Source organism: Thiohalocapsa halophila (assembly GCF_016583825.1).
Taxonomy (GTDB): Bacteria; Pseudomonadota; Gammaproteobacteria; order Chromatiales; family Chromatiaceae; genus Thiohalocapsa; species Thiohalocapsa halophila.
Genome location: NZ_NRRV01000066.1, coordinates 12,293 through 29,468 on the forward strand (window position 1 = coordinate 12,293; position 17,176 = coordinate 29,468).

Consider the following 17,176-nt stretch of genomic DNA (forward strand, 5'->3'; position numbering starts at 1 on the left):
GTGCGCATCCCCCCGTCGGGATCAGCGGCAACTACGGCAGCGGCTCTGGTCGCCCTACGAGCGCCGCGGGCACTCAACGGTCGGTGAACAGGCCCTTCAGCGCTGCGAGCTGGGCGCTGCCGTGGGCGCGGGCCTCGGCGTCGCTGCGCTGGGTGCTGTCGGGCTGGTGCAGCTCGGCGGCGGGGAGCTCGGCCAAAAAGCGGCTCGGCTCGCAGGTGACGGTCTCGCCGTAGCGCCGGCGGCGACGGGCGCGGGTGAAGGTGAGGCTTTGCCGGGCGCGGGTGATGCCGACGTAGCACAGCCGGCGCTCTTCCTGGATGCCCGTCTGGCCGGCACCGGTGTCGGCGCCAGTGTCCGCGCCGGTGTCGGTGTCCGCCACGGTCTCCGGCCGGGCGGCGGCGTCTTCGGCCTCTTCCAGGCTGCTGCGGTGAGGGAGCAGGGCTTCTTCCATGCCCACCAGGTAGACGTGCGGAAACTCCAGCCCCTTGGCGGCGTGCAGGGTCATCAGGTGCACGCGGTCGCCGCCTTCGGCCTCGTCCTGGCGCTCCAGCACGTCGAGCAGGGTGAGCCTGGCCACCAGGTCGGACAGACGGGTGCCGGCGGCGCTGCCCGCATCCTTGGCGGCGTCGGCGGCGGCCTCGCGGTGCAGGCGCTCGAGCCAGTCCAGCAGGTCGGCGACATTGTCCATGCGCCGCTCGGCGGCGGCGCGGCTCGGCGCGTTGTCGCGGCACCAGCCGGCGTAGTCGATGCGCTCCACCAGGGCGCGGACGGCGGCGACGGGGTTGGCGGCGGCCTGCGCTTGGCTGCGCTGCTCGGCGAGCAGCCCGGCCAGCTCGGCCAGGCGCCCGAGCTGGCGCTTGGGCAGGTGCTCCCCGAGCAGGGGGTCGGCGCATGCGGCGGCCAGCGGCAGCTCGCCCTCGGCGGCGAAGGCGGCCAGGCGCTGCAGCGTGGTGGGACCGATCTCGCGCCGCGGCACGTTCACCACGCGCAGAAAGGCGGCGTCGTCCGCCGGATTGGCCAGCAGGCGCAGATAGGCCATGACGTCCTTGACCTCGGCGCGGGCGAAGAAGGACGTCCCGCCGCTGAGGAAATAGGGCACGCTCAAGGCGCGCAGCGCCTGCTCGAAGGGCCGCGCCTGGTGGTTGCTGCGGTAGAGGATGGCGATACTGCCGTAGGGCCTGTCCTTGGTGAGGTGGGTGTGCTGGATCTCGGCGGCGACGCGCTCGGCCTCGTGGGCCTCGTCGCGGCACACCAGCACCCGCGCGGGCTCGCCGGGGCCTAGGTCGCACCACAGGCGCTTGTCGAACAGGTGGGGGTTGTGGCCGATGAGGCCGTTGGCGAGCTTCAGAATGCGGGCGCTGGAGCGGTAGTTCTGCTCCAGCATCACCACCCGCAGCGTCGGATAGTGGTCGCGCAGCCGCGCGAGGTTGTCCGGGCGGGCGCCGCGCCAGGCGTAGATGGACTGGTCGTCGTCGCCCACTACGGTGAAGGCCCCGCGCGGCCCCACCAGCAGCCGCACCAGCTCGTACTGGGCGCCGTTGGTGTCCTGGTACTCGTCCACCAGCAGGTGGCGGATGCGGTTCTGCCAGCGCTCGCGGGCGTCGCGGTCGTCCCGCAGCAGGCGCACCGGTCGGGCGATGAGGTCGTCGAAGTCGCAGGCGTTGTAGGCCGTGAGGCTCTGCTGGTAGCGGCCGTAGAGGTCCGCCAGCATGGCCTCGAAGTCGTCGTCGGCGGTGCTCGCGGCGCGGGCAGGCTCCATGAGGTCGTTCTTCCAGCGGGAGATGCGCGCAAGCGCCGCCGCCGGCGTCACGGCATCGGCCAGTGCGTGCTCGCGCAGGTGCTCCTTCAGGACGGTGGCCGCGTCCTCCGCGTCGAACAGCGAGAAGCCAAGGCGCAGGCCGGCGCCCTCCACCTCGCGCCGCAGCAGGTTCAGCCCGAAGGTGTGGAAGGTGGACACCTTGAGCCCCCGCCCGCTGCCGCCCTTGAGCAAGGTGCCGACACGAGCCTTCATCTCCCGCGCGGCCTTGTTGGTGAAGGTCAGGGCGACGATGGCATGCGCCGGCACCCCGTGCGCGCGGATCAGGTGCGCGATCTTGCGGGTGATGACCCGCGTCTTGCCGGAGCCGGCGCCGGCGATCACCAGCAGCGGGCCGCCGGTGTGCTCCACGGCCTCGGCTTGGCGGGGATTGAGGGAGGGCATGAGGAAGTTGGAAGTTGGAAGTGAGAAGTGGGAAGTTGGAAGTGGGAAGGTGGCGGGACCGATAGCGGGCGGGCGAGCTCGGGGATCAGGGCAGGCTCCTAGAAAGAGCAAGTCACCACGCAGAAGAGCACGAAAAAGGACAGGAAGAAGGTTAGCTTCGCCGGGGTCGCGCTCACCCGATGGGTGAAGGCGGAAACTTGCGTATCCTGCTGAGCTCCTTCGTGTGCTTCGTGCTCTTCGTGGCTCAAATACCGGAGCCAGGATCAAGCCTCCAATGTGCCCAGGCGTGCCGCGATGGCGGACTGGGGGATGTCGCGGGTGATGAACACCAGCCGCGAGCGCCGGTCCGGCCCGGGCCAGGCCGCAAGCTCCACCGGTTTGGACAGGCTGTGCTGCACGCCGTGGATCACCACCGGTCCCGCGCGGCCCTGCACGCTCAGCATGCCCTTGACCCGCAGCAGGTCCGGCCCCGCCAGCTCGCCGAGGGCCTGCATCAGCCGCTCCGGCGCGTCCGCCGCCAGCGGCGCATCGCGCAGGATACAGAAGGCGCGGATGCGGTCGTCGTGGCGATTCGGGTCGTGGTCGTGGCCCGGCGCATGGTCGTGGTGCGTGTGCCCGTCGTGCGCATCATCGACGTGTGCATGGTCTGGTGCCTCGTCATCCTGGTGCTCGCGGTCCTGGGCAGCTGCCGCACCGCCGGCCCGGCCGCCCGCACCATAGGCTTCCGCACTCAGCCAATGCGCCACATCTGCGGACTTGGCCTCCGGCTGGAAGGGGCCGAGCCCGAGCACGGCGGCCGGGTCGACGGCGCCGTGGTCCGCCGGCACCTGCGCCGCCCCCGGGTTGATGGCCACGAGGCGCCGCGCCAGCCCCAACCGCGCCTCGCTGTCCGCCAGATCGCCCTTGGTGAGCAGCAGCCGGTCGGCGACGGCCGCCTGCTTCACCGCCTCCGGGTGGGCATCCAGCGTGGCGGCGGCGTTGGCGAGGTCGACCACGGTCACCACGCCGTCGAGCCGATAGCGGCGGGTGATGACGCCCACGGTCATCAGGGTCTGGAGGATGGGTGCCGGGTCCGCGAGCCCGGTGGTCTCGATCACCACGCGGTCGAACTGCCGCTCGCCCGCCCGCGCATAGCGCCAATGGGCGTTCTTGAGCGTGCTCACCAGGTCGCCGCGCACCGTGCAGCACAGACAGCCGCTCGACATCTCCACCACGGCATCGTCCGGCACTCGGCTCATCAGCAGGTGATCCAGCCCCACCTCGCCGAACTCGTTGACGATCACCAGTGTGCGGGCCAGCTCCGGCTGGCGCACTAGGTGGTTCAGCACCGTGGTCTTGCCGCTGCCGAGGAAGCCGGTGAGGAGGGTGATGGGGATGTGCATGGGGAGGTGTGAAGTTTGAAGTTTGAAGCGTTCAGCGGCGGCGTCCGCACAACCAACGCAACGTTACGCACGTTACGTCGTTGGGCAAGCCGCTCAGGGTGAGCATCAAGCTCTCTTCGCGGTGGGCTTCAGCCTTCGCCGGCGCACAGCAGCCGCACCAGCTCCACGTCGCCGTCGTGCAGCACCATCAGCTTATCGGGCTCGGAGGCAAACCACGCGAAGCTACCCCAAGCCAGGTTACGGTAAGTCTTTTGATACCCGGGCGCATCGCGATCTGCGAAGGCAGTTAGAAAGGCCACCCGCCTCGGGTCAAAGCCGTCTGCTTCGGCGATGTCGAGGAGGCTTCGTCGTCGCCGCTCGCTCACCGGACCATCGGTGGCGACCACCTCCACAAAGATCAGCAGCGGCTCGGTCGGGCCCAAATCAACCAAAATCAGGTCGGGAAGATCCCGGTCCGCCTGAATGGTCAAGCCGATTTCCGCGGCCACGGCATCGTCGCGCGCAACCACCTTGTTGCCACTCTCGCTTAGCCAGAGCACGAACGGCTCGCGCAGAAACGCAGGCGCAAATGACTCAATCACCGCGCGTGCGATTTCCGAGCTTGGGCCGGACGCGAGCCGGCGGGTCTCTCCGTTAGGGAAGGCTACAAGCACACTGTCGGTGCCCGAACCGCTTCGCCGACGCAGCTTGAGACGCGTCAGCGCTCCCTTACTGAGCGTGGCGCGCTGCCACGACGCAATCGCATCGGTCAGCTCATCGCCGCACAAATCCGGCCGAAACAGCGCGGCGAAGTCGGCCGTCAGCGCATAGCGCGGCTTGCTTGATGTTGTTGCGAGATCCGTTCGCGTTGTGGCGGCTCCGACCGCAACCAGCCCCTCGCGCAAGGTCTCATCGCGGATCGGCTCGCGTGTGTTGTCCGCGTACCAGCGCGTGCCCGGCGGGTCGTAGCCGGGCCGCATCGCCGCGTTGGCGTACGCTAAACGGTCCTCGGGAGAGGTGGCCGCCGCCTGCTCCTCAGTCATCCGGTAGACGTGCTTTGGCGCAAGCCAGGCACCCTTACCCTCGAGCGCTCCAACATAGAGCGCAACGAAGACCGTGCGCGCAGCCATCTCACGAGTGCAGTACCCACGGTTCGGGCTGCCGTCGGGAAAGATGATCAGAAGGCGTCGTTGAACCTCGGCAACGCCCAGCAACGGTGGCAGACCCGCTTCAGTCATGACGTACAGTCGTAGAGCCGCTCGCAAGCTGCATCCAGCTCTGCCCGCCCGGCGCCGGCGGCCACCAGCGCCGTCAGCTCATCGAGCCGATCCGGCGCCGGCAGTGGCAGCGCCGACAGCTCGTAGGCGGAGACAGCGACGCTGCCGCTGATGCAGCGGAAGAGCTCATCGACCACGCGAGCGTTCAGCAGCGCCGCAAGCACGGCGGCGGGGACGCACGGGCATGCGTCCAGCGGCCGGATCATGTTCAGGTGGTTCTCCACCACGGCGCCGCCGTGAGCAGCGAGAAACGCCGCCGGCAGCTCCGCAGCGATGAGCCGCCTGGCCTGCTCTTTTGCGGTGGTGCGCTGCACCAGGACACAGGGCGCACGGACGACGAGCCAATGGTCGCGCCGGTCGCGGATGCGGCAGTAGGGCAGGTGGTTCTTCTTCTCCGCGCGGAAGCGGAAACGGCCGTCCGCACTCACGGACTCCGCCCACACGAGCGGCAGGCAGTCGGCGGCCTGCGTCGCCGTGAGCTGCGGCTTGTGACGATTCCACACCAGCGGCCCAGTGCTGACGCGGTAGCCCCAGTCCGGGAGCCGGGCCGGCTGGCGGCGGGCGGCGGCCAGCAGCTCGGCCTGCGCCGGGGTGCGCGGTGCGAGCCATGGCTCGTCCGGCGCCGCCGGTAGCTCGAAGCCGCCGGCGGCGTGCGCCCGCAAGCGGCCGTCGCCGGTGCCGACGAGGGTCGCGGTCGGCACCTGACGCGGCGTCGTGTCCTTGCGGTATACCGCGAGCAGCGTCTCCTGGAGCACGTCGTCGAAGACGCCCCTGCGGGCCTCCACGAAGTCCAGGCTCACCGGCGGCGCCTCGCTCGCCAGCAGCCGGCGCAGGTTCTGGTAGTAGCTGCCGGCCAGGAAAGAGGTCGGCGTGACATAGGCGACGATACCGCCCGGCCTTGCATGGCGCAGCGCCAGGTCCGTGAACACGCCGTAGAGATTAGCGTGACCGTAGAGGCTGCGGCGGTAGCGCGCGCGCAGCACCGGCGGCAGGCCGACGCGCCCATAGGGCGGATTGCCCACCACGAGATCGAAGGCCACATCCGGCGGCGGGTCCGCTGTTGCCGTCGCGTCGCCGACCCGTGTCTCGAAGCCGGTCGAGGCGGCCAGCGCGTCCGGCACCCAGAGCACCGCGTCCACCGCGACCCGGGAGATCCATGCGGCGAAGGGGTCGATCTCGTAGCCGTGCAGGCGCCCGCAGACCGCCTGGCGCGCCGCCGCCGGCGACACGCCGGGCTGCTGCCGGCGCACGGCATTGAGCATGCGACGCGCCACCGGCGCCAGGAAGGCACCGCCGCCGCAGGCCGGGTCCAGCACCCGGCAGGTGGCCCAGTCGAGCCCTGCGGCAGTCGCCTGATCCAGCAGACGCTCGGCGAGCTCGGGCGGTGTGTAATAAACGCCGTAGCGCGCGCGGTAGCTCGCCGGCAGCAGCGCGGTGTAGAGCCGTCCCAGCTCGTAGAAGGCGCGGTCTGGACCGACGCGGGCCAGCGCCGCACTGAGCTCGGGCACCAGCGCGCTCATGGCCGGCGGGAGCGCCGCCGGGTCGACCGTCATCGGCGACTCGGCGAGGGGGCCCGGCTGCACCGCGCGCCAGTAGGCCCGGAGCACCGCCGCCGTGCAGCCGCGGGCGAGCTGCAGCCGGCGGTCGTCGTCCGTCTCCCGCTGCGCCGCCGCCCGCGCCAGCCCGCGCAGCTCGTCGGGGGCACGGCGCGCCGGCGCCGGGGGCGCGACTGGCTGGGGGAGGGGGCTCGGTGTGCTCATGGCGGCGCCAGCTTAGCGGGCTCGACTGTCGGCGGCGACCGGGCGGCCTAAGCCCAAAGGTGCTCACCGCCATCTACGGCGAAGCGGATTGGGGCGCCGCGGGGCAGGCAGGCACAGCCGGCGACGCGCGCCCGGACAGGCCGGACGACGACAGCCTTGCGGCGGCGCCGTGACGGCCACCGCGCGAGCGGCCTCCGGCCGCGAGAGCGGCTTAGGCCGCTGAAACTGGCGGGGCATCCTGCTCCGCACGGGAAACGCCAGTCAATCGGCGTTTCCCGAGCCGGCCCCGGCGCCAAGCGCCTCCCGCAGCCACTGCACGGCCGCCGCCACGTCCGGCGCCGTCGGCAGCGCCGGCCGCGGCGGGCGCTCGCGCATGACCACCGGGATGCCGCGCTCGCGGGCGGCCTGGAGCTTGGCGGCGCTGGCGGCACCGCCGCTGTTCTTGCAGACGATGCAGTCGATGCCGTGGCGCGCCAGCAGAGCGCGCTCGCCGTCCAGCTCGAAGGGGCCGCGGTCCAGCAGCAGCTCCGCGTGGGCGAAGGCCGGCAGCGGGTCCGGCCGGCTCACGCAGCGCACCAGAAACCAGACATCGTCGAGCATCGCGAAGGGGGAGAGCTCCCGGCGGCCGAGCGCCAGCAGGACGCGGCGGACGCCCAGCATCCGCAGCGCGAAGACGGCGCCGTACCAGTCGCTCACCTGCTCCCAGCGGTCGCCCGGCTCGGGCGTCCAGGCCGGGCGCTCCAGGCGCAACAGCGGCACTCCGAGCTGCGCGCAGGCCTGGGCGGCGTGAGCGCCCATGGTGGCGGCGAAGGGGTGTGTCGCATCGATGACGGCGGCGACGCGCTCGCCGGCGAGATAGGCCGCGAGCCCGTCGGCGCCGCCGAAGCCGCCGGAGCGCAGCTCGCCGACGGGCCGGCGCGGCTGGGGTGTCCGCCCGGCCAGCGAGGTCACCACGCGCAGGCTCGGCTGCGGCGCCAGCGCCTCGGCCAGGGCATAGCCCTCGCTGGTGCCGCCGAGGATCAGGATAGTGGCTGGAGAGGCTCGACGCATACTGGCCTCGCTCGATGACGGATCATTGCAGCGCATCCCGCAGCAGCGCCGCGGCGCGATAGGCGCCATGGACCATCTTGGTATAGGGCAGCAGCACGAACAGGGCCAGCACCGTGCCCAGGTGCACAGCGAGCAGCAGTCCCATGGCCGCCGTCCCGCGCAGTGCCAGCAGCGCCAGGCCGGTGGCGGCAACCGCGAGCAGCAGCCAGGTGAGCGCAACATCGGCGCCGCGGCTGGCCGGGTCCGTGGGCGCGGGGTCCTCCCGCCGGCGCAGCCACAGGAGCCCGAGGCACCCAATCACCATGCCGATGCCGCCGGCGGTGCCGAGCAGCACCGGCGCGCTCAGCAGCGGATAGGGCGCCGGCTGGCCGAGCAAGTGATGCCGGCCGGCGGCAACGGTGGTCGCGGCGAGGCAGAGCAGAAAGCCGTAGAAGAGCGCATGGTGGAAGCGCCGGCGCAGCCGGGACGGGCGATGGTCGCGGTCCGCGCAGCCGGGTCCGCCGCCGGACTGGTTCTTCAGCGTCAGCAGGTCCAGCACCGCCCGGCCGACGGCAGCCGCGGTGCCCCTGCCGCCCTGCCCTACCGCCCGCTGCGCCGGCGCCGTCGCCTGCCAGAACCGCCGCACGCCGATGCCGATGGCGAGCAGCGCAAAGCCGAGGCTCAGCATGGCACCGGCGCTCATCACGCCGAAGGGCACCACCCGATAGAAGGCACCCGGACCGGTGTGGACGCCGAACAGGGTCGCCGCCGGCACCGCCAGCACCACGGCCAGCGTGAAGGCGAGCACCACGGCCGCCGCGAGCAGCCCCGGCCCGAGCCCGCTGCCGTCGAGCGCGCCGACCAGGGCCCGCGGCCAGGCGTAGCGGGCATAGCTCTGCCAGCGTTGGCGGGCCAGCGCCCGCGGCAGGTTCACCGCGAAGGCGTGCGCCGGGGCGTACTGGCAGTCGTAGAGGCAGCTGCGGCAGTGATGACACAGGTTGGCGAGCTGGTCCAGGTCGCTGTCGGTGAGCCGGTGGCGGCGCTCGGCGGCGCCGAACACCGCGCAGAGCCCGTTGCAGTAGTTGCAGATGTTGCAGATGGCGAGCTGGCGGCGGGTCTCGGCGGCCACACCCGGCTTGTCGGGGTCAACACTACCCATGGTCGGCTCCAGTGGACGCGTCGCGGCAGGGATGCCGCTCCCACGGGGCATCAGTGGGAGCCATGGTCGGCTCCGATGCGGCCTGCGGCCTGCACGGCTTCCTTGCCGGCGATGCGCCCGAACACCAGCGAGATGCTCACGGCGAGGCCGGACACATAGCCCCGCGGGATCAGGTTTGCGGCCATGATCATGCCCGCCGCGAAGGTGTTGTCCAGATGTCCACCATCGGCCCATGCTACCCGCGTGCGGGCGTCCACGGCGATGCCGTGGTGGGCAAAGGTGACCCCGGGACGCATGGGGTAAGCGGCGAAGGGCGGCTCGACCAGGGGCCTGGCGTGGGCGGACTTGGGCGGGTCGAGTCCGGCGGTGTGCCAGCCGGCGGCGGCGTCCGGGTCCGTCCCGGGCCGGGCGCTCGCGTTGTAGCCGGGCAGCGTGGCGGCAAGGCCGGCGGCGTCGATGCCGGCCGCCGCCGCCAGGGCGTCGATGCTCGCGGCCTGGATGGGCGGATACAGCGCCGCCGGCGCCGCCCGCAGCCCGGCGGCGTCCAGCACCAGCCAGGCGGTCTGCGCCGGATAGGCCGCCAGCCGCTGCCCCCAGCGGGAGTAGCGGGTGGAGGCGGTGTCGGCGCCCTCGTCGTGCCGGCGGCGGCCGTCGCGGTCCACGACGAGACCCAGCGGCATGCCGCGGATGCGGGTGACGATGCCGCCGTCCGCCGCCGGCGAGCGACCATCCACGGCCACGAGATAGAGCCCGGCCGGGTCGCCGGCGCTCGCCGCCCCCGCCGCCAGCAGCCAGTGCAGCAGCTCGCCGCGGACATGGGGCGTGCCGCGGTTGACGAAGCCGGCGGCGGCCTGGCCCCAATGCCGGGCGAGCCAGACCGGGTCCGCATGGGCCCCGCCGCAGGCGAGCACAAAGGCGCCGGCGGACAGGGTGCCGAGCGCGGTGACCGCCGCCGTCACCCGCCGGCCGTCCCGCACCAGGGCGTGCGCGCCGCAGCTCGGCGTCACCTCCACGCCGAGCGCCAGCGCCCGGTCCGCCAGCGCGCGCACCGCCGCCGTGCCGCCGCCGAGGAAGAAGGCGGTCTTGCGCGAATAGGGCAGCGGCCCCTGGGCCGGTCGTTGCAGCGCCACCCCTTGCGCCCCGAGCCAGCCGGGCAGCTCGCCGCTGCGCTGCGCCAGGGCGCTCAGCAGCGCCGGGGCCGCGGCGCCGCCGCTGGCCCGCAGCAGGTCGGCCCGGAGCTCCTCGGCCGTGTAGGCGTCCGGCGTCCAGCGGGTGGGCGCGTCGTGCGTGTAACGGAAATTGCGCGAGTGGCGGGTGTTGCCGCCGAGCAGCGCCGGCGGCGCGGCATCCAGCAGCCGCACGGCGGCGCCGGCGGCCGCGGCGTCGATGGCGGCGGCGAGCGCGGCGGCGCCACCGCCGACGACGAGCACGTCCGGGGTCCGGGCTGAGGCTGGCAAGATCGGGCGGCGGTTTGACAGCGATGGGAGGGGCCAACAGAATCCGGCGCTTCGCCGCGGGGCCTTGGTGGCCGCAGGCGCCGGGCGTGATGCGTCAGTGTCCGCCACGGCCCCCGGCGCGGCAATGACCGACAACAGGTGAGCCCTTTGCAACAGACGTTCTTCCTTCCTGCCGACCGCTGTCCAGCCCGACGGGGACGCCGCCATGGGTAAGGTCTGGTTCGTCGGCGCCGGCCCCGGGGCGCCGGACCTGATCACGGTGCGCGGCAGCCAAGTGCTGGCACGGGCCGACGCCATCCTCTACACCGGCTCGCTGGTGGCGGAGACGGCGCTGCAATGGGCGCCCGCAGGCTGCGAGATCGCGGACTCCAAGTCCATGGACCTGGCGCAGGTGACGGACTGGCTGCTGACCCGCGCCGAGCGGCACGCAAGCGTCGTGCGGCTTCAGACCGGCGACCCGACCCTCTACGGCGTGCTCGCCGAGCTGGCCCAGCCCCTGGATGCGGCGGGGGTCGAGGTCGGCATCGTGCCCGGCGTCTCCTCTGCCATGGCCGCCGCGGCCGCCGCCGGCGAGGTTCTGACCCTGCCGGAGGTCACACAGACCGTCATCTTCACGCGCTTCGCCGGGCGCACGCCCATGGCGCCGGGTGAGTCCTTCGCGGCGCTGGCCAAGCACGGCTGCACGCTCTGCATTTTTCTCTCCATCGAGCGCATCGGCGCCGTCGCCGAGGCCCTCACCGGCGCCGGCTGGGCAGCGGACGCCCCGGCGGTGGTGGTGCACAAGGCCACCTGGCCCGGCGAGGAGCAGGTGCTGCGCGGCACCCTCAGCGACATTGCCGAGCGCTGCCGGCAGGCGGGCATCGTGCGCCAGGCCATGATCCTGGTGAGCCCGGCGCTGGGTGCGCGGCAGCGCCCGCCAGGGGCGACGTCGAAGCTCTACGACGCCGAGTTCGAGCGGCGGTTTCGGGGGAAAGGGGCTGGGGGCTAGATGCGAAGTGCGGAGTGCGGAGTGCGGAGTGCGGAGTGCGGAGTGCGGGGTGCGCCGTGGGAGCGGCATCCTTGCCGCGACACGCGCGCGAAGGTAAGGGATGCAGGAGTGCGGGGTGCGTTGTGCGGAGCGAGGGAGTGCGGAGCACGGAGCTCGGCGATGAGTGCTCGGCGATTCCCGCGCTGCGTGTGCTGATCCAGCGCCGAGAACCAGGTCGCATTTCGCAACGCCCGTCGTGCGGAGGGCACCACGCAGGACCACACTTGTGGGCGTCGGCGAGAGCCTGCGGATCGAACACGACGCCCGCGACGGGCCGGACGTACACGATGCTCATCAAAGAGAAGACCGCGAAGATGGTGGCCTGCCCGCTGCTCGGCAGCCACTCCATCAACATCGGCTGCAAGGCCTCCCATTGCATGGCCTGGCGCTGGGCCACGCCCCGCCGCGACGGCCAGCCGCCGGAGGACCCGAGCGACGATTGGGGCTACTGCGGCCTCGCCGGCCGCCCGGTGGGACTCATCGACCCGCAGGACGGCGACCACGCGCTACCGCCGGCGCAGAGCCAGCCCGCCAAGCGCTGACGCCGGCTCAACAGGTCCTGCGCGCGAGGCGGGCGCCCAGGCGCCTTCGAGCCCACGGCACGCGAAGCCGGCTGCGAGATCGAACATCCGAAGACGATCACGCTCCCCGCAAGGACCAGAGGCTTCGACCTGATTCCTCTGCTTCGCCCCTGCCGAGCCGGGAGCCTGCAAAATTGCCCGAAATCGGATACTAGCCCCAGTGGTGCGCCATGATAAGCCCGGTGCGGTCGAGGGCTTCGAGCAGATCCGGGCGCTGCTGAGCCAGGACCTTGAGGCGGCGCTTCTTGTACGGTTTGACGGCGGCGACCTCGAGCACGATGCTCGCCAGCTCGCGGATGTGCGGCTGGCCCGTCTCCACCAAGGTCCGCAGCCGGCGCAGGTTCTTGTCGGAGATATGGGATTGGTGCAAGTAACCGTATATCTCCTCTTCGTGCTCGATGCGCTCGCGCTCGTCCTTCGGCATGCGCTCGCACTCGCGACAGACGTGGGTACGCCGCCCCTGACCGGAGAACCGCTCGTTGGCCCGGATACGCCCGCAAAGTCGGCAGAAATGTCCCATGTCAGCTCCAGATCGGGCCGTTGCCAGCGGCAGATCCGCACCCTGGGCCGGTGCGCTGCCAGGGAGCGGTGCTACAGAGGCGCGCAGTGTAGCCAAGCGCCCGCAGCTCGCAAGGCGCCGCGGCTAACGCTTGCGCCGCCGGACCCGCGTCGCGGCAAGGATGCCGCTCCCACGGCGCACTCAGCACTCAGCACTCAGCACTCAGCACTCAGCACTCAGCACTCAGCACTCAGCACTCAGCACTTCTATCGCGGCAAGGATGCCGCTCCCACAGCGCACCGCGCACTCCATCCCCGCACTTCGCACTCCCGCACTCCCGCACTGCCGGCCCGGTAAACTGTGCGCCAATGCCAACAGCCGCCCACGCGCACCGACGCCCGCTCCCGCCATGCCCGAGATCCTGCAAATCGACATCGCCGGCCCCGACCGTCCCGGCATCACCATGGCGCTGACCGAGGTGTTGGCGCAGTACGACGTGGCGGTGCTGGACATCGGCCAGTCCGTGATCCACGACACCCTGGCGTTGGGGCTGCTGGTGGAGCTGCCGGACGACGCCGGCGGCTGCCCGGTGTTCCGGGAGCTGTTGTTCAAGGCCCACGAGCTGGGCCTCAGCCTGCGCTTCACGCCGGTGGCCGCCGCCGACTACGAGCACTGGGTGGGCGAGCAGGGCCAGCCGCGGCATATCGTCACGTTGCTCGGGCGCGCCATCAGCGCCGAGCACATCGCCCGCGTCTCCGCGGTGGTCACCCGCAACGACCTCAACATCGAACAGATCACGCGGCTGTCCGGGCGCATCTCCCGCCGCCCGGAGGCGGCCAGTACAGGGCATGCCAGCATCCAGCTCTGGCTCAAGGGGCCGGTGCCGGACGTGGGCGCGCTGCACGGGGAGTTCCTCGGCCTTGGCGCGGACATGGACCTGGACATCGCCATCCAGGAGGACGACGTCTTCCGCCGCAACCGCCGGCTGGTGTGCTTCGATATGGACTCGACGCTGATCCAGACCGAGGTCATCGACGAGCTGGCCGAGGCCGCCGGCGTGCGCGCGCAGGTGGCGGCCATCACCGAGGCCGCCATGCGCGGGGAGCTGGACTTCAGCGAGGCCTTCCGCCGGCGCATGGCGCTGTTGGAGGGCATGCCCGAGTCGGTGCTGGCCGGGATCGCCGAGCGGCTGCCCATCACCGACGGAGCCGAGCGGCTGATCCGCACCCTGAAGGCGCTCGGGTTTCGCGTGGCTATTCTGTCCGGCGGCTTCACCTATTTCGCCGAGCACCTCGCGCGGCGGCTGGGCGTGGACGACGTCCACGCCAACCAGCTGGAATTCGCCGGCGGCCAGCTCACCGGCAAGGTGTCGGGCCCCATCGTGGACGGCGCCCGCAAGGCGGAGCTGCTGCGCGAGCTCGCCGCCCACGAGGGTATCCGCCTGGAGCAGGTCATCGCCGTCGGCGACGGCGCCAACGACCTGCCCATGCTCTCCATCGCCGGCCTCGGCATCGCCTTCCGCGCCAAGCCGGTGGTGAAGGAGCGCGCCCGCCACGCCATCGGGGCCGTGGGGCTGGACGGCATCCTCTACCTCCTCGGGATGCGGGATCAGGATCTGGCGGCGTTGGAGGCGGCTGTCACCGGCTGATTGTCGGGCCTCCTGGCGTCGGCCCGATCTACGCTAAGGCGCCATGCGGCTTGTGCATCATGCACTGTCCTCCGCGCTCGGCCGGGCCAGCGCAGGGACGCCCGCTATGGCTGCCCCGACGTTGGAGTGATCACGCAGCAGGCGGGCCGATCCGCGATGGTGCAGGGCTCGCGGCCTTCGCCGCAGGCGGGCGTCCCGTTCTGCCATTGCCGGCGCGCCTGTGCCGATAGGGGGATCAGCCCTTTGTCCGCCAAGTAGCCGGTGTCGCCCCAGGCGGACTCGCGGGTCAGCGCATCCAGATACTCTGCGATGCCCGGAATCATGCCGACGTGCTCGCCCTTGACATAGCAATAGAGCGGGCGGGACAAGGGATAGGTGCCGTTGTCGATGTGCTCGAAGGTGGGCTCGACGCCCTTGATGGCTGCCCCCTGGAGCTTGTCGCGGTTCTGATCGAGAAAGCTGAAGCCGAAGATGCCGACGGCGTCGGGGTTGGCCTGGAGCTTCTGCACGATCAAATTGTCGTTCTCGCCCGTACTGATGTAGGCGCCATCCTCGCGCATGGCATGACACACGGCCCGGTACTCATCGGGGTCCGTGCGCTGCAATGCCGCGATCCAATCGACGCTGCGGCAGCCGGCTTCCATGGCCGTCTCGACGAAGACGTCGCGGGTGCCCGAGGTCGGCGGCGGCCCGAGCACCTCGATGGGTAAGTCGGGCAGCTCCGGGTTGACGTCCTGCCAGGTCGCGTGGGGATTGGATATGAGTGTCTCGTCACCGTCGGCAGCCGGCACGTTCCGCGCGAGGGCGAGCCAGATATCAGCCGGACTGAGCTGGAGCTGCTCGGCGTCTTTGGCGTTGGCGATGACGATGCCGTCATAGCCGATCCGCACCTCGGCGATCTTGCGCACGCCGTTGGCCTCGCAGCGCGCAATCTCGCCGGGGGTCATGCGGCGCGAGGCCGTAGCGATGTCCGGATCGCCGACGCCGACGCCGCGACAGAACAGCTTGATGCCGCCGCCGGAGCCGGTAGCCTCGATCTGCGGCGTCGGAAAGGTCGTGGTCTTGCCGAACTGCTCCGCCACCGCGGTGGCGAACGGAAAGACCGTTGAGGAGCCGACAATGAGCACGCGCTCGCGGGCCATGGCGTCGGCGCCGACGAGGAGGGTCAGGAGCAGGAGCGGGAGCGATGGGCGGAACAAACCGGACTCCTCCAAAGGCTTACGGAGTTTCGGACGCCAACTTCGTCGCCTCGAAACCCATCACAAGACCGAGCCGACCGATAGGGCTCGCATGAGGCTGCCCATGCTACCGGAAGGGCGCGCATTTTCGCAGGCTTGGGAGGTATCCGGCTCGCGGTCGGATTCTCACGCCGGATACGACGGGCAAAGGGCTCGCGAAAAGGCGCCGCCCCTTGGTTCCGTGCCGAGCCCCGCCGAGCGCCGTCACCAGACGTCCGACGGGTCAGTAGCGCAGGAAGGGCGCCCGCACCTCGGCCCAGCGCGCCTCGTCCGTCACCAGGCGCGCATCCAAGTCGCCGGGCTCGGCGGTGGCGTCGTCGACCCATTCCCGCAAATCGGTGCCGCCGGACAGCAGATCGATGGCCAGGCGCTCCGTCTCGTACTCGTAGGGGAAGTCCCGCCAGATGTCGTAGTCCGGATACTCCAACCGCAGCGCTTTCAGGAACAGCGCCGTCAGCCGGTAGGGGCGGAAGGCGTCGTGCCGGTAGTGGACGCTGTCGGTGTGGATCTGAAAGCCGTGGCAGAGCTGGCCTTGATGCTTGTGGAAGGTAGGCTCGAAGCCGCAGCAGCGCAGCTGGCAGCCCTGCATCCAGTCTGCCTGAAGGCTCTCCATGCGCTTTAAGAGTCGGCAGATGTCGAGGCTCGGCGCGCCCAGGATCTCCAAAGGCACAGTGGTGCCACGGCCCTCCGAGAGGGTGGTGCCTTCCAGCAGCACGGTGCCCGGAAAGCAGCGCGCCATGTTGAGGCTGGAGGCGTTGGGGCTCGGGTTGACCCAGGCCAGCTCGTCCCGCGGCCAGCCATAACCCGGCGCCTTGGCCGGGTCGTAGCCCTGCATGGCGATGACCTCGCATTCCAGGTCCAGCCCCTTGGTCGCGACGAGCCACTTCGCCAGCTCGCCGAAGGTGAGCCCGTGGCGCATCATCAAGGGCGCGGCGCCGACGAAGCTCTCCCAGCCGGGCTCCAGGATGCTGCCCTCGATGGGCCGCCCGGCGGGGTTCGGGCGGTCCAGCACCCAGACCGCCTTGCCCTTGGCAGCGCAGGCGTCCAGTACATAGGCAAGCGTCGTTACATAGGTATAGATACGGGTGCCGATGTCCTGCAGGTCCACCAGCAGGACATCGAAGGTGTCCAGCATGGCGTCGGTGGGATAGCGGACGTCGCCATAGAGGCTGAACACCGGGATGCCGTGAATCGGGTCCACGTAGTCCTCGGACTCGACCATGTTGTCCTGCTTGTCGCCGCGCATACCGTGCTGGGGGCCGAAGGCGGCGGTGATATGCAGGCCGCCCGCGGTGCCGTGCTGATCGCCGACCAGCCCCATCAGCGCATCCAGGCTGTGCCGGCCTACATGGTTCACGGAGGCGGGATGGCCGAGCAGGGCGACGCGCCGGCCGGCCAGCGGCCTGCGCAGCTCGGGCTCGATGAGGAGGCGGTCGATGCCGAGTCGCATACGCAGGCTTCTCCACAGGTTTCGCAGGGTCTTCGATCCTGCCACACTCGGCACGCGGTGGCGAGCCGCCAAGGCGAGCGGCAGGCCGCCGGACCACTGACAGCTTCGCGGGCGCTAATCAATCAGCAGTCCGGAATATACCAATACACTGAGAAAGATCATCGCGGCCAACAATGCGCCGTCTATGCTTTACAAAGAAGCCTGGGAGATCAAGGCGGCCGAGGGGAGAAGGCCGCCGAGCAGCACGCAACTGCGGGCCCGCACCGAGCACTCGATTTCAGCCAAGGTTGCAGCATCCCGGCTCGGCAGGGCGGAGCAGAGGAATCAGGTCGAAGTCTCCGGCCCTTTTGGGGAGCGTGGGCGCGCTCGGATGTTCGATCCCGATCCTGATCCCGAGACCGAGTGCAAAATCGCCTGAACCGCGCTACCAGCACCCAGCACCCAGCACCCAGCACCCAGCACCCAGCACCCAGCACTCAGCACCCAGCAC

General features: G+C 71.0%; 14 protein-coding genes. 4 read left to right on the top strand and 10 right to left on the bottom strand.

The features are described from left to right. Positions 1–73: 73 nt before the first annotated feature. From CKO31_RS20685 to tcuA, 7 genes are all read right to left on the bottom strand, one after another. The gene (locus CKO31_RS20685) at positions 74–2,200 is read right to left on the bottom strand and encodes a UvrD-helicase domain-containing protein (protein ID WP_200241015.1); all 2,127 of its coding nucleotides are present in this window, start codon (positions 2,198–2,200) and stop codon (positions 74–76) included. Positions 2,201–2,463: 263 nt separating this feature from the next. Then, the gene (locus tag CKO31_RS20690; RefSeq protein ID WP_200241016.1) at positions 2,464–3,582 is read right to left on the bottom strand and encodes a CobW family GTP-binding protein; all 1,119 of its coding nucleotides are present in this window, start codon (positions 3,580–3,582) and stop codon (positions 2,464–2,466) included. Positions 3,583–3,710: 128 nt separating this feature from the next. Then, entirely contained in the window at positions 3,711–4,799 is a 1,089-nt protein-coding gene (locus CKO31_RS20695) for a BsuBI/PstI family type II restriction endonuclease (RefSeq protein ID WP_200241017.1), read from the bottom strand. After that, the gene (locus CKO31_RS20700; RefSeq protein ID WP_200241018.1) at positions 4,796–6,598 is read right to left on the bottom strand and encodes an Eco57I restriction-modification methylase domain-containing protein; all 1,803 of its coding nucleotides are present in this window, start codon (positions 6,596–6,598) and stop codon (positions 4,796–4,798) included. Before CKO31_RS20700 ends, CKO31_RS20695 begins: the two co-directional genes overlap by 4 nt. Before the next feature lie 261 nt (positions 6,599–6,859). Continuing rightward, positions 6,860–7,648, bottom strand: a complete 789-nt coding sequence (locus CKO31_RS20705) for a cobalt-precorrin-6A reductase (RefSeq protein ID WP_200241021.1) — start codon at positions 7,646–7,648, stop codon at positions 6,860–6,862. A gap of 22 nt (positions 7,649–7,670) precedes the next feature. Further along, entirely contained in the window at positions 7,671–8,786 is a 1,116-nt protein-coding gene (gene tcuB / locus CKO31_RS20710) for a tricarballylate utilization 4Fe-4S protein TcuB (RefSeq protein WP_200241023.1), read from the bottom strand. Positions 8,787–8,836: 50 nt separating this feature from the next. Continuing rightward, entirely contained in the window at positions 8,837–10,243 is a 1,407-nt protein-coding gene (gene tcuA, locus CKO31_RS20715; protein ID WP_242475548.1) for an FAD-dependent tricarballylate dehydrogenase TcuA, read from the bottom strand. Between the two features lie 205 nt (positions 10,244–10,448). On the opposite strand from tcuA, the gene cobM reads away from it, so the two are divergent. Next, positions 10,449–11,231 (top strand): precorrin-4 C(11)-methyltransferase, encoded by a 783-nt coding sequence (gene cobM, locus CKO31_RS20720; protein ID WP_200241025.1) that lies wholly within the window; start codon positions 10,449–10,451, stop codon positions 11,229–11,231. Between the two features lie 326 nt (positions 11,232–11,557). After that, positions 11,558–11,812: a hypothetical protein gene (locus CKO31_RS20725; protein WP_200241026.1), complete on the top strand. Its 255-nt coding sequence runs from the start codon at positions 11,558–11,560 to the stop codon at positions 11,810–11,812. Between the two features lie 190 nt (positions 11,813–12,002). On the opposite strand, the gene CKO31_RS20730 is transcribed toward CKO31_RS20725, so the two are convergent. Beyond that, the gene (locus CKO31_RS20730) at positions 12,003–12,371 is read right to left on the bottom strand and encodes a hypothetical protein (protein WP_200241027.1); all 369 of its coding nucleotides are present in this window, start codon (positions 12,369–12,371) and stop codon (positions 12,003–12,005) included. Between the two features lie 388 nt (positions 12,372–12,759). Here CKO31_RS20730 and serB point away from each other — a divergent pair, with 388 nt between their 5' ends. After that, complete coding sequence (gene serB, locus CKO31_RS20735) at positions 12,760–13,998, top strand: phosphoserine phosphatase SerB (RefSeq protein ID WP_200241028.1); 1,239 nt, start codon at positions 12,760–12,762, stop codon at positions 13,996–13,998. Positions 13,999–14,102: 104 nt separating this feature from the next. Here serB and CKO31_RS20740 read toward each other — a convergent pair whose 3' ends face one another. Continuing rightward, positions 14,103–15,197 carry a PstS family phosphate ABC transporter substrate-binding protein gene (locus tag CKO31_RS20740; RefSeq protein ID WP_306341768.1) on the bottom strand — a complete coding sequence of 365 codons (1,095 nt, stop codon included), beginning with the start codon at positions 15,195–15,197 and terminating at the stop codon, positions 14,103–14,105. 262 nt (positions 15,198–15,459) lie between these two features. Next, a complete protein-coding gene (locus tag CKO31_RS20745) occupies positions 15,460–16,686 on the bottom strand; it encodes an exo-beta-N-acetylmuramidase NamZ family protein (RefSeq protein WP_200241029.1) in 1,227 nt (408 codons plus the stop codon). 184 nt (positions 16,687–16,870) lie between these two features. Between CKO31_RS20745 and CKO31_RS20750 the strand changes: the two genes are divergently transcribed. Continuing rightward, the gene (locus CKO31_RS20750) at positions 16,871–17,104 is read left to right on the top strand and encodes a hypothetical protein (protein ID WP_200241030.1); all 234 of its coding nucleotides are present in this window, start codon (positions 16,871–16,873) and stop codon (positions 17,102–17,104) included. Positions 17,105–17,176: the final 72 nt, after the last annotated feature.